This window comes from Pseudoalteromonas sp. CO342X, assembly GCF_004208915.1.
Classification (GTDB): Bacteria; Pseudomonadota; Gammaproteobacteria; order Enterobacterales; family Alteromonadaceae; genus Pseudoalteromonas; species Pseudoalteromonas maricaloris.
Genome location: NZ_SGPH01000013.1, coordinates 93,183 through 114,028 on the forward strand (window position 1 = coordinate 93,183; position 20,846 = coordinate 114,028).

18 protein-coding genes are annotated in these 20,846 nt (G+C 43.5%); 10 read left to right on the forward strand and 8 right to left on the reverse strand.

Annotated features, from left to right (window positions below; translation table 11 throughout):
• Window positions 1-172: 172 nt before the first annotated feature.
• From lon to EXT47_RS05085, 4 genes are all read left to right on the forward strand, one after another.
• Window positions 173-2,530 (forward strand): endopeptidase La, encoded by a 2,358-nt coding sequence (gene lon / locus EXT47_RS05070; protein WP_039497064.1) that lies wholly within the window; start codon window positions 173-175, stop codon window positions 2,528-2,530.
• Window positions 2,531-2,746: 216 nt separating this feature from the next.
• Window positions 2,747-3,019 (forward strand): nucleoid-associated protein HU-beta, encoded by a 273-nt coding sequence (gene hupB, locus EXT47_RS05075; protein ID WP_010371157.1) that lies wholly within the window; start codon window positions 2,747-2,749, stop codon window positions 3,017-3,019.
• A gap of 173 nt (window positions 3,020-3,192) precedes the next feature.
• Window positions 3,193-5,103: a SurA N-terminal domain-containing protein gene (locus tag EXT47_RS05080; RefSeq protein WP_039497066.1), complete on the forward strand. Its 1,911-nt coding sequence runs from the start codon at window positions 3,193-3,195 to the stop codon at window positions 5,101-5,103.
• Between the two features lie 228 nt (window positions 5,104-5,331).
• Window positions 5,332-6,639, forward strand: a complete 1,308-nt coding sequence (locus EXT47_RS05085) for a polysaccharide deacetylase family protein (RefSeq protein WP_039497070.1) — start codon at window positions 5,332-5,334, stop codon at window positions 6,637-6,639.
• A 103-nt stretch (window positions 6,640-6,742) separates the two neighbouring features.
• Here EXT47_RS05085 and EXT47_RS05090 read toward each other — a convergent pair whose 3' ends face one another.
• The 8 genes from EXT47_RS05090 to pspF all read right to left on the reverse strand — a co-directional run bounded on the left by EXT47_RS05090 (window position 6,743) and on the right by pspF (window position 15,355).
• Entirely contained in the window at window positions 6,743-7,867 is a 1,125-nt protein-coding gene (locus tag EXT47_RS05090) for a nuclear transport factor 2 family protein (protein WP_130126016.1), read from the reverse strand.
• Window positions 7,868-7,936: 69 nt separating this feature from the next.
• Complete coding sequence (locus tag EXT47_RS05095) at window positions 7,937-8,965, reverse strand: AraC family transcriptional regulator (RefSeq protein ID WP_130126017.1); 1,029 nt, start codon at window positions 8,963-8,965, stop codon at window positions 7,937-7,939.
• Window positions 8,966-8,984: 19 nt separating this feature from the next.
• Complete coding sequence (locus EXT47_RS05100) at window positions 8,985-9,746, reverse strand: ABC transporter ATP-binding protein (RefSeq protein WP_039497076.1); 762 nt, start codon at window positions 9,744-9,746, stop codon at window positions 8,985-8,987.
• Window positions 9,731-10,738: an oligopeptide/dipeptide ABC transporter ATP-binding protein gene (locus tag EXT47_RS05105; RefSeq protein WP_010606731.1), complete on the reverse strand. Its 1,008-nt coding sequence runs from the start codon at window positions 10,736-10,738 to the stop codon at window positions 9,731-9,733. The genes EXT47_RS05100 and EXT47_RS05105 overlap by 16 nt, the downstream gene beginning before the upstream one ends.
• Entirely contained in the window at window positions 10,738-11,631 is an 894-nt protein-coding gene (locus tag EXT47_RS05110) for an ABC transporter permease subunit (RefSeq protein ID WP_039497078.1), read from the reverse strand. Before EXT47_RS05110 ends, EXT47_RS05105 begins: the two co-directional genes overlap by 1 nt.
• Window positions 11,618-12,652: an ABC transporter permease subunit gene (locus EXT47_RS05115; protein ID WP_010371177.1), complete on the reverse strand. Its 1,035-nt coding sequence runs from the start codon at window positions 12,650-12,652 to the stop codon at window positions 11,618-11,620. The genes EXT47_RS05110 and EXT47_RS05115 overlap by 14 nt, the downstream gene beginning before the upstream one ends.
• Before the next feature lies 1 nt (window position 12,653).
• Window positions 12,654-14,237: an ABC transporter substrate-binding protein gene (locus tag EXT47_RS05120; RefSeq protein ID WP_240701595.1), complete on the reverse strand. Its 1,584-nt coding sequence runs from the start codon at window positions 14,235-14,237 to the stop codon at window positions 12,654-12,656.
• 26 nt (window positions 14,238-14,263) lie between these two features.
• A complete protein-coding gene (pspF, locus tag EXT47_RS05125) occupies window positions 14,264-15,355 on the reverse strand; it encodes a phage shock protein operon transcriptional activator (RefSeq protein WP_130126019.1) in 1,092 nt (363 codons plus the stop codon).
• A 183-nt stretch (window positions 15,356-15,538) separates the two neighbouring features.
• Here pspF and pspA point away from each other — a divergent pair, with 183 nt between their 5' ends.
• The 6 genes from pspA (at window position 15,539) to EXT47_RS05155 (ending at window position 20,759) form a co-directional block, all read left to right on the forward strand.
• Complete coding sequence (pspA, locus tag EXT47_RS05130) at window positions 15,539-16,198, forward strand: phage shock protein PspA (protein ID WP_010371188.1); 660 nt, start codon at window positions 15,539-15,541, stop codon at window positions 16,196-16,198.
• 77 nt (window positions 16,199-16,275) lie between these two features.
• On the forward strand, window positions 16,276-16,509 hold the full coding sequence (gene pspB, locus EXT47_RS05135; protein ID WP_010371190.1) for an envelope stress response membrane protein PspB: 234 nt from the start codon (window positions 16,276-16,278) through the stop codon (window positions 16,507-16,509).
• Window positions 16,506-16,907, forward strand: a complete 402-nt coding sequence (gene pspC, locus EXT47_RS05140) for an envelope stress response membrane protein PspC (protein WP_128726423.1) — start codon at window positions 16,506-16,508, stop codon at window positions 16,905-16,907. The genes pspB and pspC overlap by 4 nt, the downstream gene beginning before the upstream one ends.
• Window positions 16,908-16,955: 48 nt before the next feature.
• Window positions 16,956-18,368, forward strand: coding sequence for a YcjX family protein (locus tag EXT47_RS05145; RefSeq protein ID WP_130126020.1), 1,413 nt, complete (start codon window positions 16,956-16,958; stop codon window positions 18,366-18,368).
• On the forward strand, window positions 18,365-19,390 hold the full coding sequence (locus EXT47_RS05150) for a TIGR01620 family protein (RefSeq protein WP_130126021.1): 1,026 nt from the start codon (window positions 18,365-18,367) through the stop codon (window positions 19,388-19,390). Before EXT47_RS05145 ends, EXT47_RS05150 begins: the two co-directional genes overlap by 4 nt.
• Before the next feature lie 190 nt (window positions 19,391-19,580).
• Window positions 19,581-20,759: a PLP-dependent aspartate aminotransferase family protein gene (locus EXT47_RS05155; RefSeq protein ID WP_130126022.1), complete on the forward strand. Its 1,179-nt coding sequence runs from the start codon at window positions 19,581-19,583 to the stop codon at window positions 20,757-20,759.
• Window positions 20,760-20,846 lie beyond the last annotated feature (87 nt).

A 20,846-nucleotide genomic window follows, 5' to 3' on the forward strand; every position in this document is an offset into this window, starting at 1 on the left:
AGGGGAATTTTTTATACATTCCACCACGGTAAATTGAGTGTCAAAACTAAGCTTTTTATCCGTTAAATTGATCTCTACTTGATGCGGATTACTATAAACTATTGAACTTTATCTGCGTTATCCCCATATAGCTCAGTATTCCCAAAATTAATTGAAGTGCGAAGAGAACATAATGACGCTTGAAAGAACGGATCGAGTAGAAATTCCTGTGCTAGCGCTACGCGATGTAGTGGTGTATCCGCATATGGTGATCCCGCTGTTTGTAGGTCGAGAAAAATCAATAAAATGCCTAGAAGCTGCGATGGACAATGACAAGCAAATCTTTTTAGTTGCGCAAAAAGACGCCTCAGTTGATGACCCAAGCACTGATGATGTCTATCAGACTGGTACCATTGCAACGGTACTACAGTTACTCAAACTACCTGATGGCACAGTGAAAGTGCTGGTTGAAGGTACTCAACGCGCAAAAATAGATGAGTTTCTAATTACAGACGAATATTTCTTGGCGCAAGCTCAGTACATTCCATCTCAGGATGTGGATGAGCAAGAGCAAGACATATTAGTTCGCAGCGCAATTAGTCAGTTCGAAGGCTATGTGAAGCTAAATAAAAAGATCCCACCAGAAGTACTAACTTCAGTATCGGGTATCGATGAAGCTGCACGCTTAGCGGATACGATGGCTGCTCATATGCCAATTAAAGTACCTGAAAAACAAAAGGTGCTAGAAATTAACGATGTGACCGAGCGCCTCGAGTATTTGATGGCGTTGATGGAAGGCGAGATTGACCTACTTCAAGTAGAGAAAAAGATCCGCTCACGCGTTAAAAAGCAAATGGAGAAATCCCAACGAGAGTACTATCTGAATGAGCAAATGAAAGCTATTCAGAAAGAGCTTGGTGAGCTGGATGATGTACCTGACGAATTTGAAGCCCTGAAAAAGCGTATTAGCGAAGCGAATATGCCGCAAGAAGCGGAAGAAAAAGCGCTTTCAGAGCTTAATAAACTTAAAATGATGTCACCTATGTCTGCGGAAGCGACGGTTGTACGCTCGTACATTGAGACGATGATCAATGTACCTTGGAAAAAGCGCTCAAAGGTGAAAAAAGACCTAGCTGGTGCACAAAAGATACTCGATGCCGATCATTATGGTCTTGAGAAAGTGAAAGACCGCATTATCGAATATCTAGCGGTACAGCAGCGCACCAATAAGCTTAAAGGCCCTATCTTATGCTTAGTCGGCCCTCCAGGCGTTGGTAAAACCAGTTTAGGTCAATCTATCGCGCGTTCGACTGGCCGTAAGTACGTACGTATGGCGCTCGGTGGCGTGCGCGACGAAGCTGAAATTCGTGGTCACAGAAGAACTTATATTGGCTCAATGCCGGGAAAATTGATCCAAAGCATGTCGAAAGTTGGCGTAAAGAACCCGCTTTTCTTGTTGGATGAAATCGATAAGATGTCATCGGATATGCGCGGCGACCCTGCATCGGCTCTACTAGAAGTGTTAGATCCAGAGCAAAATAGCAACTTTGCAGACCACTATTTAGAAGTGGACTACGATCTGTCTGATGTTATGTTTGTTGCGACTTCTAATAGCTTTAACATTCCAGGTCCATTATTAGACCGTATGGAAGTCATTCGTCTTGCTGGTTACACCGAGGACGAAAAGCTAAATATTGCCAAGCAGCACTTAATTCCAAAGCAAGTGAAACGCAATGGATTAAAAGAGTCTGAAATCAATATAGAAGACAGCGCGATCATTGGTATTATCCGCTACTACACGCGTGAAGCGGGTGTCCGTAATCTAGAGCGCGAAGTATCTAAGTTGTGCAGAAAAGCAGTTAAGAACATCTTGCTAGATAAAAATGTTAAGCAAGTTGTGATTAACCAAGAAAACCTTGAAGACTTCTTAGGTGTACAACGTCACGACTACGGCAAGGCGGAAGACGGCGATAGAGTTGGTCAAGTTACCGGTCTTGCATGGACAGAAGTCGGGGGTGACTTACTCACTATCGAATGTGCGGCAGTACCAGGTAAAGGCAAACTTGCTTACACCGGGTCGCTGGGCGATGTGATGCAAGAGTCAATTCAGGCGGCAATGACGGTTGTGCGCAACCGTGCTGACAAACTACGCATAAATGACGATTTTTACGAGAAACGTGATATTCATGTTCACGTTCCTGAAGGTGCAACACCGAAAGACGGTCCGAGTGCCGGTATTGCGATGGTAACAGGCTTAGTATCAAGCCTTACTGGCAATCCAGTACGTGCAGATGTTGCGATGACAGGTGAAATTACCTTGCGTGGTGAAGTTCTGCCTATCGGTGGTCTGAAAGAGAAATTATTGGCAGCGCACCGTGGTGGAATTAAACGAGTTTTAATACCGAAAAAGAACGAGCGTGACTTAAAAGAAATTCCTGAGAATGTTCTTGAAGGGCTTGATATTCATGCGGTGTCATGGATTGATGAGGTATTATCACTGGCGTTAGCGCACCCAATAGACAGTTTTAGCGTGGAATCGCAAAAAAACTAAGAAAAAAGCCAAAAAATTGAGTGAAAAGGCTTTTCAAATCCAAAAGGTGTGTTAAGTTAGGCACTGTATTCAAGCCTACTGGTTCGGAAGCCCCGTAATCACTAGGCTTGAGAAAGATTTCGAGAATTAGAGAGTCGCTGTGATGTCTCTAAATGAATAGCAAAAGTTACCAGTAAGAAGTAACTTTTGACAATAACTATGGAAGAGGATGATATTGTGAATAAATCTCAATTAATCGATCAAATCGCAGCTGATGCTGACATTTCTAAAGCGGCTGCTGGTCGTGCGCTAGATTCATTCATTGAGTCTGTAACGGGTGCACTAAAAGACGGTGACTCTGTTGCACTTGTAGGTTTTGGTACTTTCTCAGTGCGCGAGCGTGCTGCACGTTCTGGTCGTAACCCACAAACTGGTGAGACTATTCAAATCGCAGCAGCTAACATCCCATCTTTCAAAGCGGGTAAAGCGCTTAAAGACGCAGTAAACTAATTCAATTTGAATTAGGCGGTGCAGAGTCATCGCGAACTGCTTCAAGATAAAAGGCGTATCTGCTAAGATACGCTTTTTTTATACCATCACTAATCTGATTGGTGTAATGCTTAACCCAAATCTAGCAAACACAAAGTGCTTAGGTGCTTTGACTTAGATAAGAGAAACAATAAATGCTTGAAAAGATCAGAGAAGGCTCGCAAGGCCCGGCGGCTAAAATCGTATTAGGTTTAGTCATCTTATCTTTTGCGTTAGCAGGGATCGGTGGTTACCTAGGTCAAACCACAGAGCAGCCTGTCGCAGAAGTGAACGGAGTAAAGATTTCACAAACTAAGTTTTCTCGTGCTTACTCAAATGAACGTGCACGACTAGAGCAACAGTTTGGCGAATACTTTGCACAGATTGCAGCCGATCCTAATTATATGGCGCAAATTCGCCAAGGTGTTGTTGATCAATTAGTACAACAAGAATTACAAACCCAACTAGCTAAAGAGCTTGGTCTTCGTGTGAGCGATGAGCAGGTTAAAAAAGCGATTGTTGAAATGCCATATTTTCAAATTGGTGGAGAATTCAGTAACGACCGTTACTTACAAGTTATCCGTCAAATGAACTTCCAGCCAGATAGCTTCCGTGAATATCTTCGTGACGAGATGACTCGTGCGCAGTTAATCTCAGCGGTTGCTGGCACTGATTTTGTACTGAAAAACGAACTGCAGCAATCTATTGCGCTACAGCAACAAACTCGTGCTATCGACTATGCGGTATTAAGCAAAGAGTTGGTGAAAGATGAAGTATCAGTGTCAGATGAAGAAGTTCAAAACTATTACGATTTGAATCAAACTCAGTTCCAAGCTCCAGAATTGGTGGCGGTTAACTATATCGAGCTAAAAGCTGAAGATTTAGCGCCTGCAGAACCAGTGACTGAAGAAGCGTTAAAAACGTATTACGAAGAGCAAAAAAACCAATATCTTGAACCTGAAAGACGCCGCGTGTCACACATTCTTGTTGATGCAAGCGAAGATGCTGAAGCCGCTAAACAAAAAGCAGATGAAATTCTGACTGAATTGAATAACGGCGCTGATTTTGCCGTTGTTGCAGAAGAAAAATCTGACGACGTGGTGAGCGCTGAGCTTGGCGGTGATCTAGATTGGATTGAAAGAGACATGATGGATCCGGCGTTTGAAGATGCAGCATTTGCGCTTGCCGCGGTAGGTGATGTATCTGAAGTAGTTGAATCTGAGTTTGGTTTTCACATTATCAAGCTAACAGACATTCAGCGCCAACAGGCGCAATCTTTTGATGACGTAAAAGACGACCTTCGTGCAGAGCTTGAAAAAGCAGCTAAGATTGATGCGTTCTATCAAAAGCAAACTCGTGTAGCTGAACTTGCTTTTGAAATGGCTGACTCGCTACAAGACGCTGCTGAAGCCGCTGGTGTTGAGATCAAATCAACTGAACTGGTAAGTCGTAACGCGCTTCCTGAGCCACTGAATTCACCAGCGATAAGCAATACTATCTTCACGCCAGAGCTGCTAGAAGACCGCGTAAACTCAGAAGTGTTGGAAGTTGCACCAGAGCATATCGTGGTGGTTCGTGTTGCTGAGCATAAAGCGGCAGCGACTAAGCCACTTGAGGAAGTCAGCGCGCAGATCAAAACGCAGTTGAGCAATGAAAAAGCGTCGACATTAATTGCAGAGAAAGCACAGTCACTATTTGAGCAACTACAAGGTGGTTCTACTTTAGCTGAGATTGCCAAAGCACAAAGTATCGAAGTGAAGAGCGTGTCTGAGCTTAAGCGTCGTAGCTACGACGTACCACCAGCTATTGCAGCTGAAGCATTTAAATTGCCTCAGCCGGGTGTGGCAGAGACAGAATCTGCACTTGTAGAGCTTGGTAACGGCGACTCGGCATTTGTGGTACTGAAGTCAGTTACCACGCCTGAAGTTGATGGCAAGGTTGATGCGCAGCAGAAGCAGTCAATCACCGCTTCTTACGCAAACAAAAACTATCTTGAGCTACTAGCAGCGCTTGAAGCTAAGTCTGAAGTAAAAAGACCACAACTTCAGGTCACAGAGCAGCAATAATCGTTTTTAGATAGAAGAAAGGCGCCAACACGGCGCCTTTTTTGTGTTTTTGGCCTCTTATTATGGTGCTTTTTTGTTAAGTTTTGTTTATTTAAAGGTTTTTAATTTATTAATTTCTGGCTGGTTAATTTCAAATAATAAATTCTTTATTGTTCCTTTATTGACAAATATTGTTCCCCTATTTAGTATGTTCGATTTTGGGAACGATGTGTATAAAATAGGAACTTTATGAAATATAGATATAGTGCATGGATTGTAGCCTTATTGCTATCAGTATCGGGTTGTAACAGTGACAGTAAGACTGTTATAGAGTTACCTGTAGAGGGAGGTCAAGGAGATAACACTTCAACTGACAATAATGGAACTAATACTGATAACTCCTCGGATACCGATAACTCAGATAAAGACAATTCCAATACCGACGATTCAAATTCAGATAATGCTAATTCAAATAATCCCACAAAAGAAACAAAAGAAGAGGTAATTAAGCGTATTCTGAGCGCACAAGGTGCAGAAAATGCTACCTCTCTTGCTTTAAAAGACTTTGAAATTGCTGAATTTGGATGTGTAACTGCGGCAAATCTATCTGTAATTCAGGGATATTTTAATACGACACAAGATGAATTACAGCTGACGGCTCTCAAACATCGATTATGCAAAGTTGTTGAGCTTTTTGAATTAGATAGTAAATCTTTACTCACACCGAACAGACTGAAGGAAGTTGGGCTTCGGGGCTTATTTTTTGAAGATGGTAAACTGGATCAGTGGGCATATGACGAGCTGATTTTAGCGATACCAGAGAGCCACTTTGAGTATGCTGCGCTTCAGGGGGCAGTTGAGGACTTCCATCATAATCAAAGCTCTGTTTGGCCTAAACAGATTAATATTTCTTTTGACGATGGTGGCGCATTAAACTCTATCCATGACCACCTTGATCTATTTGATAAATATAACGCAACATTTACCTATTATGTTAGCCATTACTCCACTATTGATCATTCAAAAGTGGCTGATATAGAAAACCGAGGTCACGAAATCGGTCATCATGGAGTAATTCATCGTCATGCGAAGATTTACTCCGAAGAAAATGGTGTTCAGAAGTGGATAGCAGACGATATCACACCACAACTTGACGCGATGAGAAGAGATGGCTTGACGGTAACGTCTTATGCGTACCCATTCGGAGCTTATACGAAAGAAACTGATCGTGAAATCAAGAAATATTTTACTCATGTACGTAAGTTTGCTTCTTGGTCTTCTGTTATTTATAGAGGTGAACGCAGTGATAGACCAATCACAACAGGATTATCTATGGACTCACACCGCTTTGATTTGGACAAAATCCAGAATGCGATTGATACCTTAAAAGGTGGTGAGACGCTATACTTAGCAACGCATGTCATTGGCAAAACTGGGAATGAGTGGTATATCACTCCCGAGAATCTTGAAAAGGTATTGGCTTATGCAAGTGAGAAAGGTTTAAAGTTTTGTCATACCAGTGAGTGTATGAATTTTAAGGGTAACACGACTAATTAATCTGAACTTTAAAAACAATAAGTTAGTTCATTCCTTATCCAAACCTAAGGTTAACTAAAACGGTGATTGAATAGGGCGGTCAATATTATAGCCGCCCTGATATTCAAAATAGAGTTAATACGGCCCTTGCTACGGCCTGCGAAGACTGATAATTCTGCCCCGTCACTATGCGGCTATCTACTTTGATAAAAGACGCATCCCGCTCTCCATACACAAAACTCCCTCCAAGCTCTTCCACTTTAGGCTGAATTTGAAAAGGAAAATGCTTGAAATAGGCTCTATCTGGATTTTCAAATGCGGTAGGGTAACCGGTGATTTGCTTTCCTTTGATGAGATACTCGCCATTTTTTAAGCGCAAATTAACGATACCTGCTGTGCCGTGGCATACGGCGGCAACAACACCTTGGTTTTGTTCATATATATGCATAGCTATATGTTGTAGAGTAGGGTTTTCCGCTACTTCGTACATGGCATTGCTGCCGCCAACATAATAGATTGCCGCATATTGGCTAGGGTCGACTTCAGCTGGGCGCATTGTGTTGCTGAGCGCATACATATAGTCAGGTTGGTAAAGGTACTTTTTATGTTCGCCGTTTGAAGTATTTATATAGCTCAGGTTTAGCGCGCCACCTTGTGTGCTGACGAAATCAACAATTAGTCCTGCTTGAGTAAATACGTCATAGGCACTGAGTAGCTCTTCGAAGCTCGTACCAGCTGGCAGCTGACTATCGCCATGAAAGGCCTTGCTTGATGCGACAATGAGCACCCGGCGACCTAAGTTCGTTACTTGCTCGGAAGTTAGCGTGGTTTGCTGCGCCGATTTACTGATGATTTTCCATGTGCCAGCTATTTTCTTTAGGAGTAGGTGATCGATGTACTGCACGTTTGACTTCAATATATCAATACGGATTTTGGCCTGTGCAAGGTGGTCATTCACGCTGATATTTAGAATTTTGGTGCGTCTGCCAGTGTCTTTTTTCGAGCCTTTATACCAACTCAAATACTCTTTCAGCGGGACTTGCCACATCGCTTGGTCTGACTTTTCTAAAATAAGTATCGCATCGGGATGAAACGCTTTTCTTATCATTTCAGGCTGGTTATTCGCGGTGCCACTGATGTAGTGGTTTAATGTAGCGGTAATTTTAGCGGTCTCATCCTCAAAAGCGATGGCGATGCTGGTTTGGATAAGTAGTAAAAATAACAATGGTACTAGTTTTGATAGGGTCATAAGTTTCTCCTGTTCTGATTCAGAAGAAATATAAACTTATTTAATTAAAGCAGTCACCTAGAGTATATTTTAGGAGTCTGAGAGTATGTTTTCGAAGTGCTTAAAGTTATTTGGAGAGTACCCTGTGAGCTTCTTAAATGCGGCAAAAAATGTGGATGCAGAATTAAAACCACACTCCAGTGCAAGGTGTTCCAGCGGCATGTTGGTGCTCGAAAGCAAGTGTTTCGCATATTCAACTCTCAAGCCATTGAGATATTGTTTAAAGTTACAATGATAATGGCGATTTACTATTTGCGATAATTTGTTGTGGCTCGTGCCTAATCGTTTGGCTAATCGGGGTAGCGTTAAATCCGGCTCAGTAAATAGCTTACTTTCTGACATTAGCGACTCCAGTTTGGCTATGAGCTGATTGTACTCCTCGTCGCTTATGTGCGTATTGGCATATTTCTTTTCATTAGCAGATGGTTTTCGTAGTAATTTGGGTGCGAAAAGGATACTTAAATAGAGCACAAAGCTGAAGGTGAGTGCTCCTGTGATGTAAGAAGTGAATGACGAAAAGAAATACGCGGCCCAAATGAGCCAGCAACCGCAGATAACAACCATAGATAGATGAAACTCGGCGTTGTTATTGGCGCTTTTGGCCGTAGCTAGACGATAAAAAGTATAAGAACTTATCAGTAAATAACCTAGCCAAAAATAGGATGTGCCTTTGTAACCCCACGTTTGCCAAATTTCAGGGTGAAGCTGATAGGGCATAAATATACCAAATCCAATAATAAAACCGCTTAATGCCAAAAAGTGTATTGTTAGATAACGATTTTTGGTTTTACTGTAGCTTGCAAGTACAAAATTAAGCAGGCAGGGGCCAAGCAAAAAGTAGGCACTCAAACCTATTTGCAGGATCGTTTTATCCAGCTCTGGGTTAAAGTAAAAAAGGACTGATTTACCAATTCGAATACAAAGTAAAATGAGGAGCACCGACACCCAGCGCAGTGCCTTTGCGTCCTGAAATTTTACTAGCAGTAGGGCGCTGAGAATAAAGCCGTTAAATACTCCAACAAGTGAGAAGAAAAATAACAGATGGGCACTAAAATCCATTTCTCATTCCCTCGCGAAATTAAGCTGACAGCAGCTTCTGCATGGTTTTAGATTTTGGCGTATTGAACACACACTCCGTTTCGCCATATTCGACAACTTTGCCGCGATTTAATACCAAAATTTCATCACTCATATGGCGAACCAAACTCAAATGATGTGTGATAAGCACATACGCAAGTCCCGTTGCTGCTTGTAGCTCTAGCAGCAGATTTACGGTTTGTGCACGTACGGACGGGTCTAATGATGACAGCGCTTCATCTAGTACCAGCACTTTAGGGTCTAAAATAAGGGCTCTCGCTAAGGCAACCCGCTGTAATTGTCCGCCACTAAACATATGAGGATAATAGTCTATGTGTTCGCCAAGTAGCCCGACTCGGCTGAGTGTGATGCGAATTTTCTTATAACGCTGTTCTTCGGTGAGTTCAGTATTGTATTGCAGGCAATCATCAAGCATATCCCCAATGGTGAGACCCGGGTTGAGCGAGCGAGTTGGGTCTTGAAAGATAAGGCGAATAGTACGGCAGTCATGATTGCGAATACCAGCGTCTTCTACAATTTGGCCGTTTAGTAATATTTGTCCAGAGTCTGCCATGTCGGCACCGGCAAGTACTTTGGCGAGCGTACTTTTACCAGAGCCAGTCTCGCCTATGATTGCGAGGGTTTGTCCGGGAGCAAGCGCAAACGACACATCTCTGAGTACCTGCAACGAGCGGCGTCTGAACAGCCCTTGACGAGAAGTATAGGACTTGTTTAAAGACTGTACTTTTAAGACGGGTTGCATTTTTGCTTCACCTTAATTAACGGAAAGTGGCAAGCGTAACTATGACCATGCGAGCGACTTTGCCTTGGCGTGACGACACATTCTTTTTGCGCTTGGGGGCATCTCGGCCCCAAGCGGCATCCTATGGGTAAATGCTGTAATGGAGGAATAGTGCCTTTCAATGCATAAAATGCTTCTTTATGGCCGAGTCCTTGACCAAAGTCAGGTAAACTCTTAACCAGCGCCTGGGTGTAGGGATGCAATGGCTGTTTAAAAATAGCCTGAGTAGGGCCTGCTTCAACCATCTGTCCGCAGTAGAGCACATGCATTGCATGAGACCAGTCGGAGATCTCTTCCAGCTCATGCGAAATCATTAATATCGACATGTTCTTAAGCTGGTTTAATGCCTTGAGCAATCGAAATACTTGCGCGCGGGCGGTACTCTCAAGTGCGGTGGTAGGCTCATCGGCAATAAGTAATTTAGGGCTTCTGGCGATGGCCATCGCAATCATGATCTTTTGGCACATCCCCTCAGAAAGTTCATGTGGGTAACTGCTGCAGATCTTTTTATCGTCTCGGATCCCAGCTTTGTGCAATAGTGCTCGAACCTTTTCTTTTCGTGCTTTTCTACGACCAAAAAAGCCACCTTTTAAGACGCTATCGGGAATAGACTCCGCGACTTGGTCGAAAATAGTGGCGGTTGGGTCAAGGCTTCGACTTGGCTCTTGGTAAATCATCGCAATATCTTGGCTGACGAGCTTTCTGCGCTTTTCTGAAGATAAACGCATAAGGTCAACACCACGCCAGTGCATGCGATCTGCGGTTACTGTCCAGCGCTGATTGAGCACCCCCACAATGGCCTTGGCGATTAGACTTTTACCAGAGCCAGACTCACCGACAAGTGCATGCACTTCGCCTTCTTTAAGGCTAAGGTTGACCTTATCAACCGCGCGAATAACACCGTCTTCGGTACGTAGTTCAATGGTGAGGTTCTTAATGTCTAGTAATTGCATTAATCTGCCTTACGTTGTTTCAGCGCTTCACGCAGTCCATCACCAACCAAGTTGGTAGACAGTACTGCCAAAAAGAGCAATACACCTGGGAGGCCTACAGTCCAAGGCGCGAGATAAATTAAACTTAAGTTTTCTTGGAGGATAGCACCCCATTCGGTAGATGGAGGCTGCGCACCGAGCTTTAAGAAACCAAGTGCGGCAATATCCAAAATAGCAGTCGACAGCGCCATGGTGAATATAACCACGATATGCTCGTAAATGTTAGGCAGTATGCCACGGACGAGCAGTTTCCAGCGTGTTGCACCATCAAGCTTAAAGGCAATGATATAGTCTTTACTAAGCTCAGTGACCACTAAGTTTCTAATCGAGTGGATGTATTGTGGCAATAGCGCGAAGATGATCGCCCACACCGTATTCATCAAACCTGGCCCTAATATAGCAATGATGATAATGGCCAGCAGTAACGAAGGAATGGCGAGCGTAATATCCAATAAGTGATTAAGAAAGCTGGATTTTAAGCCTCGACTGGCGCCAGCAAGCGTACCAAGTACGACGCCGAGTGCCGTGGTCACCAAGGCCGCAATGATAGATAAACCAAAGGTGAAGGTTGCTCCGTTCATTAAGCGCGATAAGATGTCTCGCCCTAAATCATCTGTACCGAGTATAAAGCGCACATCGCCATCATCATGCCAAGAAGGTGGCAGCAACAGGGCATCAGCATGCTGCTGGTTAACACCATAGGGCGCGATCAGCGGTGCTGTTAAAGCCAATACCGTCAGGGCAACAAACAGCCACAAGCCCACAAGCGCAACGTGATTTGAGCGGAATTTACGCCATAATCTAAATAAAGGTGAGCGATTAGACTCTTCGGTAAATAGATTAAACTTTGCCATGAGCCTGATTCCTTGCGAGCGGGTCGAGTATCGAGTGAATAAAATCAGACAACATGTTGGCAATGATAACGAAGAAAGACACCGCGAGCAGTCCCCCTTGAATAGCTGGGAAATCACGTTGATAGATGCTTTCAATTAACCATCGACCGATCCCAGGCCAAGAGAATATCACCTCAGTGATCATCGCAAGTGTGATGAGCGTGCTAAATTGGAGACCAATTTGCTTTATCACTGGTAGCAGCGCATTTCTCAGCGCGTGGTGAATGATAAGCTGGCTGCGATTAAGGCCTTTTGCTCTAGCTGTTTTAATATAGTTCTGGTCGAGGACTTCGAGCATAGAGTCGCGAGTAAAGCGGATCAAAACTGTCGTTGGGTACATAGCTAGCACAACGGTTGGCAGCGCTAAATGATGAAGTGCATCCCAAAATGCGGCACCGCCATAGGGGAAACCTTCAAGGTAAATATCAATCAGAATAAAATGAGTAACGGGCTGTATTTCATAAAGTAAGCCAATTCTACCGGACATGGGAAAAAGCCCTAGACCCAGACAAAATGCCATAATGAGCAGCAGGGCTAACCAAAAAACTGGAATGGAAAATCCCATCAAGCTTAATGAGTTAATGAGCTTATCTGGCCACTTTTTATGATAAGCGCTGGCTATTACTCCACTTGGTACACCAATAATGACTGCAACCGTCAAAGCATATAAACACAGCTCAAGCGTTGCTGGAAATAGATGTTTCACATGAGAAAGCACGGGCTGGCCCGATGATAAAGATAAACCCCAGTCGCCTTCAAACATACGAGCCATAAACGCGCCATATTGCACAAAGATATTTTCTTCAATACGGTATTTTTCAACTAGCGCCTGCGTTTGGGCATAACTTGAGTTGACTTCCCCACTGAAGTTAGTGATCAACTCGCCAGGAAACAGATAATTGAGGGCGAAAGTAAAAATCGTTAGGGTAAACAACATAAAGCAAAGCAAGCTCAGTCGTCGATAAGCATATTTTGCGAACATGTTAGTCTCTCCTTGCCTCAGCGAGCGAAATACCACCAAATGGACGTAGTGAGACGCCCTTAATATCAGAGCTAGTTGCTTGGAATCTTAGCCCGTGAGCAATAGGAACGAGAGGCAGTTGCTCAATGACCATTTTTTGTGCTTGCTGATAATAGTATTTTCTTTCTTCCATATCGTTGGTGTCTAACGCTTGGGTGAGCAATAGGTCAAACTCCGGATTACACCAGTTGGAAGGGTTTTTGCCACTAAATGTCGCAGTGCAGCTCAATAATGGGCTGAAGAAATTGTCTGGATCTGGTGTATCTGCTGCCCAGCCTAATAACACGCTATCATGCTCATGGCGACCAACGCGTTCAATAAAGGTATTCCATTCGTACTCGACGATTCTGGCATTGACGCCAATATCACGTAAATCACGTTGAATAAGCTCTGCCATTTTCCGCGCGTTAGGATTGTAAATTCGCGACACCGGCATGGCCCATAAGGTCATGGAAAAACCGCCCTCAAGACCCGCTTGTTTCAAATACTCTTTGGCTTTTTCAGGGTCATATGTTGGCATTTTTTGCTGTGCTTCAAATGCCCATGAAGAAGGGGGAAGCATCGAGCGGGCTAAAATCCCATTGTTGTAAAATACCGCTTGCATGATTTTTTCAAAATCTATGCTGTGCGCCAGCGCTTTGCGGACCAGTGGATTATCAAATGGTGGCTTTTCGGTGTTGAATGCCCAGTAACCTATATTCAGATTTGCGGCCTTTTCAACTTCTATGTCTTTTCGTTGCTCCAGCACGGTGAGCTGGGTAGCACTGGGATGCGCCGTAATATCACATTCTTTAGTTAGCATTTTCGCGATGCGGCTAGTGCCATTGGTGGTGATATCGTAGACCAATTGTTCCATGTATACCGGGTGTTTCCAGTAATGCTCATGGCGATAATATCGGATCAGGTTATCACGTAAAAATTCACGGTACTTATACGGACCTGTGCCGACGGGCTTTTGATCAAAATCTTGCTTATGTTCAAGCTCTATAAGCTTATCGGCATATTCTTTAGAAAGAATGACAGCGAAGTCTGTGGCGATATTGGATAAAAAGCTACTTTCCGCGTTGAACAGATCAAAGCGAACGGTATGTTCATCCACTTTTTTTACTTGGCGGATCAGTTGGTCGAGTCCAATACTTTGAAAATAAGGATAATTTGCATCACCAACAAAGTGGTACGGATTGTAAACATCAAATAAACGGTTAAATGAGAATACCACATCATCGGCATTCATTTTTCTTGTAGGGGTGAAATAGAGGGTATCGTGAAATTGGACATCATCCCTCAGGGTAAAAGTGAAAGATTTACCGTCTTCGCTGACCTGCCAAGACGTTGCCAACTCTGGTAAGAATTCGCCGCTTTCAGGATCAATACTGATCAAGGTGTCATAAAGCTGATTGGCAATAATATCAATCGTAGACCCTGTTGTGGTCACTTGTGGATTAAATGACACAGGGTTTGCCTCTGCACAATATACTAAGCCTTGTGACTTATCATTCACTTTATTTGGCGCCTGATCTGTACAGCCAAATAAAGCGGTACACAGCACACCAAAAAACAATTTACGCACCACTATGCCTCTTGTTTTTGGTTTTGGTCCAGTAGGTTGTATTTTTTCAAATAACCTCTCAGTTGATGATACGTCAAACCAAGGTTTTGTGCAGTTTTCTTTTGATTAAATTGACTAAATTCAAGCGCTTTTTGCAGCATTGTGATTTCATAGTCGTTGGAAAGCGATTTTAAATCACAAGGGAAGTCGAATTCGAGGGCAGGATCTGCCTGTTGTTCGTTACTCGGTTGCGCTGCAGGCAAAGGCTCAACTTTATGAGTGGTTGAAGTTGTTGGCTGGGCATTTGGCGCTTTGATCCGTTGACTCGGCCTAAATGGGCTAGCAAAGGGGTCAAACACAATATCATGAACCGGAATTTGGTCATTGCCATGACGATATAAACTACGCTCCACCACATTTTTGAGCTCTCGTACATTACCGGGCCACGGGTAATCAAGCAGTTTCTCGATGGCTTTACGGGTAAAGCCGCTAAATAACTCCCATCCTAAATCCCGAGCCATATTTATCGCAAAATGTTCGGCCAATAATAAGATGTCTTCTTTTCTCGCTCTTAATGGCGGTAAGGTGATGACGTCAAATGCGAGGCGGTCCAATAAGTCGTGTCTGAACTCTCCAGCATCGGCAAGAGAGGGAAGATCTTCATTGGTAGCGCATACCAGTCGAGTATCTACTTTTACAGTTTGCTTGCCGCCAACTCGCTCGAACTCGCCGTATTCAATTACACGCAAGAGCTTTTCTTGCACCATTGCAGAAGTATTGGCTAACTCATCCAAAAACAGTGTGCCACTGTTAGCGCGTTCAAATCGACCTTCATGGCGCTTGCTTGCACCAGTAAAGGCGCCGCTCTCATGACCAAATAACTCACTCTCTAAGAGGTTTTCGTTTAGGGCTGCGCAGTTAAGTTTGACGTATTCCTGATCCCACCGCTCTGAGAGATAATGCAAGCGTGCCGCAATTAACTCTTTACCTGTGCCACGTTCGCCAATAATAAGCACGGGCTTTTCTAAAGGAGCGAGCTGTGAAACCTTGTCTAGCACAGCTAAAAAGCTGTCAGATTGGCCTAATAAATTATCCTGTTGGCGAAAACGGCTCATATTGCCTAACTCTTAGTGGTTTTTACTAATAACTAGTGTATTTTAAAAAAAGTGATAACTAAAGGCTTTTTAAAAATAAAATAACCTTATGATTTTATTGTATTTTTAATTTTGTTAAAGTTGGCAAGCTATTTGATACATAGACAGTAAGCAATTTAGCTATTAACCAAAGAGGTAACCACTATGGGAATTTTTTCTCGTTTTGCAGACATAGTGAATTCTAATATCAATGCTATTTTGGATAAAGCCGAAGATCCAGAAAAAATGGTTCGCCTAATTATCCAAGAAATGGAAGATACACTAGTTGAAGTAAGATCGACCTCAGCAAAAACACTTGCTGAGAAAAAGGAGTTAACACGCCGTCTAGATCAGCTAAAAGCACAGGTAGATGATTGGCAAACCAAAGCAGAGCTTGCACTAAGTAAAGAGCGTGAAGATTTAGCACGTGCTGCTTTACTTGAAAAGCAAAAGTCTGCGGAGGATGTTGCAGCCCTTGAAAAAGAGCTAGAGCATGTAGACACGCACATTGAAAAGCTACAGCAAGAAGTCAGTACATTACAAGATAAACTGGCCGACGCAAAAGCGCGCCAAAAAGCGATTGTACTGCGCCAGCGTTCAGCTGAATCTCGTTTAGAGGTGAAAAAGGCACTAGACAGCAGTAAAGTAGATGATGCACTAAATCGCTTTGAGCGTTATGAGAGCAAAATCGATGGCCTAGAGTCACAAATCGAATCTTACGATTTAGGTAAGAAATCTTTAGCGGATGAGATTGCTGATCTGCAAAAGAATGAAAAGATTGACGATGAGCTTGAACAGCTGAAAAAGAAAATGGCTGAAAAGTGAAAATAATCGCACCTACTGTCAGGGTAGGTGCTAACCAACTACAATAATAACAGCCAGGTTGAAGGCAGGAGAAGATTATGTTTGACGCAGAAGTTTTGATGGCTCCGTTGATTATTTTTATGGTCATCGTGGCACCACTTTGGTTGATTTTACACTACCGTAGCAAAAAGCAGGTAAGCCAAGGGTTAAGTGAGCACGAGCATCGTCAGCTTATCGAATTAGCCAGCAAGGCAGAAAAAATGGCAGATCGTGTTGAAACGTTAGAAGCTTTACTTGATCAAGAGTCACCACAATGGAGACGCAAGTTATGAGTAGACTAAAGCGAGAGCTATATCGTGACCCAAGTCGCGGCAAGGTAGCCGGAGTATGCGCAGGTCTTAGTGATTATTTCAACATGGAGTTATGGCTTGTTCGGATTTTATTCATCACAGCCGTGCTATTATCAGGTGGTCCATTATTTATCGTGGTGTATGTGGCTTGCTGGTTTATTTTAGATAAGCGTGAAACGATGCCAAATCGTTCACCTGATGCGAAAGATGAAGATAAGGTATCAGTGAAGTTTAAGGTGTGGCAAAAAGGTGAACCGCCAAGACAGGCACTTTATGACCTAAAAGACAGATTATCACGACTTGATGGTCGCATTCAAAATATGGAACGCTACGTAACTTCACCTGAATTTACGGTTAGCAGAGAAATTGACAAGCTATAAGGCGGTATTGGCCGCCTTGGCATTTTCTTGAGGGGCACCTTTCTATTTATGACTACGTCACGCTTTCGAACCCCATCTTCCTTAGATAAATTAAAACAACAAGCCAAAAAAACGCTCCACCGCTCTTTTGATAAGCACATAAAGCTTGCCGTAACTGGGTTTAGTGGCAGCGGGAAAACCGCATTTATCACTGCTCTTATCAAGCATCTGACTACCCAAACGAGCACCGACAACTTACCGTTTTTAGATGTCGTGAGTGAAGGGCGTCTTGTTGCGTGCCGTCCTGAGCCACAGAAGGCACTGGCGGTGCCCACTTTTGACTATCAGCAAGCAATAACTTGTTTGTTGGAAGAGCCGCCAACATGGCCTGCGTCAACCAAACGTATCAATACCTTAACATTGGCGTTTAGGTATCATAGTGAACGCGGACTCAAACAACACTTAGCGCAAACTCATACACTATACCTTGAACTATATGATTACCCGGGTGAATGGTTAATGGACTTGCCGCTACTTAAAATGACTTTTCCCGAGTGGTGTGAGCAGCAATTTACATTATTAAGTAAGCCTAAATATCAGCCATTTGCACAAACGTTTTTACAGCTCCTCGAGCAGTTTGATGGTACTGAAGCAGTGGATGAAAGTAAGCTGAAAATGCTTGCACAAAGTTACCATGCGCTTTTAGCGCAGTTGCAGCGGGACACTCGTTTATCTAACTTGCAACCTGGCCGGGCGTTGATCCCAGGTGACCTTGAGGGAGCGCCAATATTGTTGTTTTTCCCTGTGCAAGTTCACCCCAACGACATTACCGAGCATTCACAATACCAACAGCTTGTGGAGCGTTTTGAAGCCTATAAAAAGCAAGTAGTGGCGCCATTTTACAAAGATTACTTTTGCCAGTTTGACCGCCAAGTCGTGTTAGTTGATCTTTTGGGTAGCTTAAGTGATGGCTATGACACATTGAAAGAGCAAGAAGTTGCGTTAAAGCAGATCCTCGCCATGTTTTCTCATGGTAAAAGTGGCTTTTTGTCTCGTTTATTTAACCCAAAAATAGATAAGGTGCTATTTGCCGCCAACAAATGTGATGGCGTCTTGAACGAGAAGCAGACCAATTTGACAAGGTTGTTAAATGAAATGTTGGTGGACAGCGCCAATGAGCTTCGCTTCAATGGGGTAACCGTGGACACGATGTCTCTCTCTTCGGTGAGAAGTGTTGAGTCGAGAGCGGTGAAAGAGGGGACGCAACATGTGCAATGTATTTACGGCAAGCCAGTCGGCGAGCAGCAGTTTATTAATTATGTGCCACCAACTCCGCCTGATCACGTTCCAAAGGCGCAGGCTTGGCCACAAAGTGGGTTTGAGTTTCTAGCGTTTGAGCCGCTACCTGCGAGGCAAGGAAACTTATCGCATATCAGGCTTGATCATGCTTTGCAGTTCTTAATTGGAGATAAATTAAGATGACAGATCAGACAAAACCTTACCAAGGTTCGGGTAGGCGCTTAAACATCGACGCTGAAAGCCCAAATGAGTCTCAACATTTGGGTGGTGAAGGCAAAGTTCTCGGCAATGAGCTGGTTGTGAGTGAAAGCCTTGATACTGTGCCTGAACCCGAATTACCGAAAATTGAACGTATTTACGAATCGCCTTGGCGATTTGGGTTTAAGCAGTGCTTTTTGCTCGCGCTATTAGTACTTATTATTGTAGAAGCAGCACTGACCTTGATAGAGAGCTATGAGCAAAATATTCTGCTGTTTAGTCTATACACCACGGTGTTGTCTCTTGGTTTACTTGCGCTATTTAAGTTCTTATTTTCGGAAGTCATCGCACTTAGCAAGCTTAAACAACATCAGCAAATTAAACATGATGCCCAGCGCTTATTACAGAGTGACCAAATTGGCGAGGCGCGAGCTTGGCTTGCGCCACTATTAAAAGCGCATTCAGAACAAAAGGTTGCCGTATTTGAAGAGGCATTACAGCCTCACCACACAGACAAAGAAGTCATCACTTTATATGAAAAAACTTTGCTCCGAGGCCAAGATGCTGAAGCTAAAAAGCTAATTCAGGAGCATGCGACAACATCGGCGCTCTTAGTTGCTTTAAGTCCACTTGCACTTGTGGATATGCTGGCGGTGCTTTGGCGCGGAGTCGTGCTGGTGGAAAAGATCAGCAAACATTATGGTATTCGATTAGCGTATCGCAGCCGTATCACCTTGTACAAAATGTTGTTGAAGCAAATGGTATTTGTTGGCGCAAGTGAACTGGTAAGCGACCTTGCTGCGACCAGTGTGGGGGCTGAATTACTTGGCAAGCTTTCTACCCGTTCGGCACAGGGTCTAAGTGCTGGGATATTTACAGCCCGCTTGGGCTACAAGGCGATGGAACTTTGTCGACCATTACCACGTTTGGAGCACAAACAAAGTCTTTTGAAAAATGCGATTAGCTCAGTCGTAGATGTGCTATTAAGGCGTAGCAAAAAAGATTAAACGGCAACAATTTTATACACCTCTTTAAGTAAAACTGGCTAGTTACAATAAGTGAACTAGCCGTCTCCCCATCTGGCATGCTTGTCTATTTTTCTAAACTGCCCTACATATTGGTTATTACACAAAAACGACGCTAATCAATTCACTACCATGTTTATTTGATTGGCAATAATAAAATCAGCAGGCAAGTATGAAAAAATTAAGAGATGACAGTCAGTGTATTCACGGACCCAATCATTTTGATGACCCACATGGGGCGTTAACCGCTCCTTTGTATCAAACCTCAACATTCCACTTTAAAGATGCAGCGCAAGGAGCCGCACGGTTCGCTGGTGAAGAGCCCGGTTATATCTATACTCGCTTAGGCAACCCTACGACCCGAGAGCTAGAAGAAAAAGTCGCTCGACTTGAGGGAATGGAAGATGCTGCGGCGACCGCCACTGGCATGGGTGCCGTTTCTGCATCGGTGCTGAGCTTTTTACAGCAAGGCGATCATATGATTGCATCAAGCGCATTGTATGGCTGTAGCTTCGCACTATTTGCGCATATGTTGCCTAAATTTGGTATTGAGGTGTCATTTATTGACTTAACCGATGAGCAAGCGCTACGTGATGCGGTACAGGAAAATACAAAACTATTGTTTGCCGAAACGCCGATCAATCCCAACATGACGGTATTAGATCTGAAAATGTTAGGGGAGATCGCGAAACAGCACGAGCTCTTGTTTGTCGTTGACAATACCTTTATGACACCACTTTTACAAAAGCCTGTGAATTATGGTGCTGATCTTATTGTGCACAGCGCAACCAAGTACCTAAATGGTCATGGGGATGTGGTAGCAGGGCTCGTGTGCGGTTCAAAACAGCACATAGAACTTATCAAATTAACCGTGTTAAAAGACATTGGCGCTACAATCAGTCCTCATGATGCTTGGTTAATCAATCGAGGATTGAAAACCTTAGCTTTGCGTGTACAACGCCACTGTCAAAGCGCACAAATGGTAGCAGAGTTCCTAGAAGCGCACCCTAAAGTGAATAAAGTCTACTACCCTGGTTTACCTTCGCATCCTGGTTACCAATTTCTTGGTGAACAAATGAAAGGAGCAGGTGGGGTAATTGCTTTTGAAATCAACGGCTCGCTAGAGCAGGGTGAACAATTTATCAATGCGACTGAGCTGTGTACGTTAGCGGTAAGTCTAGGTGACCCAGAAACGCTCATTCAACATCCGGCATCAATGACACACTCTCCTTATACACAAGAGGAAAGGTTAGCTGCGGGAATTTCTGATGGACTAATTCGGATTTCAGTGGGGCTTGAAGACGTAGAAGATATTATTGACGATCTGAAGCAGGCGTTTAACAAAATATAACTGTAATTTAATTTTTACAAAGGGGCTGGGTTTGGCCCCTTTTTACTATGCGTGTAATATTAATTTTACGCGAGTGTATTTTATTGT

Bases quoted from the DNA above. Each gene is read 5' to 3' on its own strand.
- lon (WP_039497064.1), top strand. From the start codon at position 173: ATGACGCTTGAAAGAACGGATCGAGTAGAAATTCCTGTGCTAGCGCTA.
- EXT47_RS05080 (WP_039497066.1), top strand. From the start codon at position 3,193: ATGCTTGAAAAGATCAGAGAAGGCTCGCAAGGCCCGGCGGCTAAAATC.
- EXT47_RS05085 (WP_039497070.1), top strand. From the start codon at position 5,332: ATGAAATATAGATATAGTGCATGGATTGTAGCCTTATTGCTATCAGTA.
- EXT47_RS05090 (WP_130126016.1), bottom strand. From the start codon at position 7,867: ATGACCCTATCAAAACTAGTACCATTGTTATTTTTACTACTTATCCAA.
- EXT47_RS05095 (WP_130126017.1), bottom strand. From the start codon at position 8,965: ATGGATTTTAGTGCCCATCTGTTATTTTTCTTCTCACTTGTTGGAGTA.
- EXT47_RS05100 (WP_039497076.1), bottom strand. From the start codon at position 9,746: ATGCAACCCGTCTTAAAAGTACAGTCTTTAAACAAGTCCTATACTTCT.
- EXT47_RS05105 (WP_010606731.1), bottom strand. From the start codon at position 10,738: ATGCAATTACTAGACATTAAGAACCTCACCATTGAACTACGTACCGAA.
- EXT47_RS05110 (WP_039497078.1), bottom strand. From the start codon at position 11,631: ATGGCAAAGTTTAATCTATTTACCGAAGAGTCTAATCGCTCACCTTTA.
- EXT47_RS05115 (WP_010371177.1), bottom strand. From the start codon at position 12,652: ATGTTCGCAAAATATGCTTATCGACGACTGAGCTTGCTTTGCTTTATG.
- pspF (WP_130126019.1), bottom strand. From the start codon at position 15,355: ATGAGCCGTTTTCGCCAACAGGATAATTTATTAGGCCAATCTGACAGC.
- pspA (WP_010371188.1), top strand. From the start codon at position 15,539: ATGGGAATTTTTTCTCGTTTTGCAGACATAGTGAATTCTAATATCAAT.
- pspB (WP_010371190.1), top strand. From the start codon at position 16,276: ATGTTTGACGCAGAAGTTTTGATGGCTCCGTTGATTATTTTTATGGTC.
- pspC (WP_128726423.1), top strand. From the start codon at position 16,506: ATGAGTAGACTAAAGCGAGAGCTATATCGTGACCCAAGTCGCGGCAAG.
- EXT47_RS05145 (WP_130126020.1), top strand. From the start codon at position 16,956: ATGACTACGTCACGCTTTCGAACCCCATCTTCCTTAGATAAATTAAAA.
- EXT47_RS05150 (WP_130126021.1), top strand. From the start codon at position 18,365: ATGACAGATCAGACAAAACCTTACCAAGGTTCGGGTAGGCGCTTAAAC.
- EXT47_RS05155 (WP_130126022.1), top strand. From the start codon at position 19,581: ATGAAAAAATTAAGAGATGACAGTCAGTGTATTCACGGACCCAATCAT.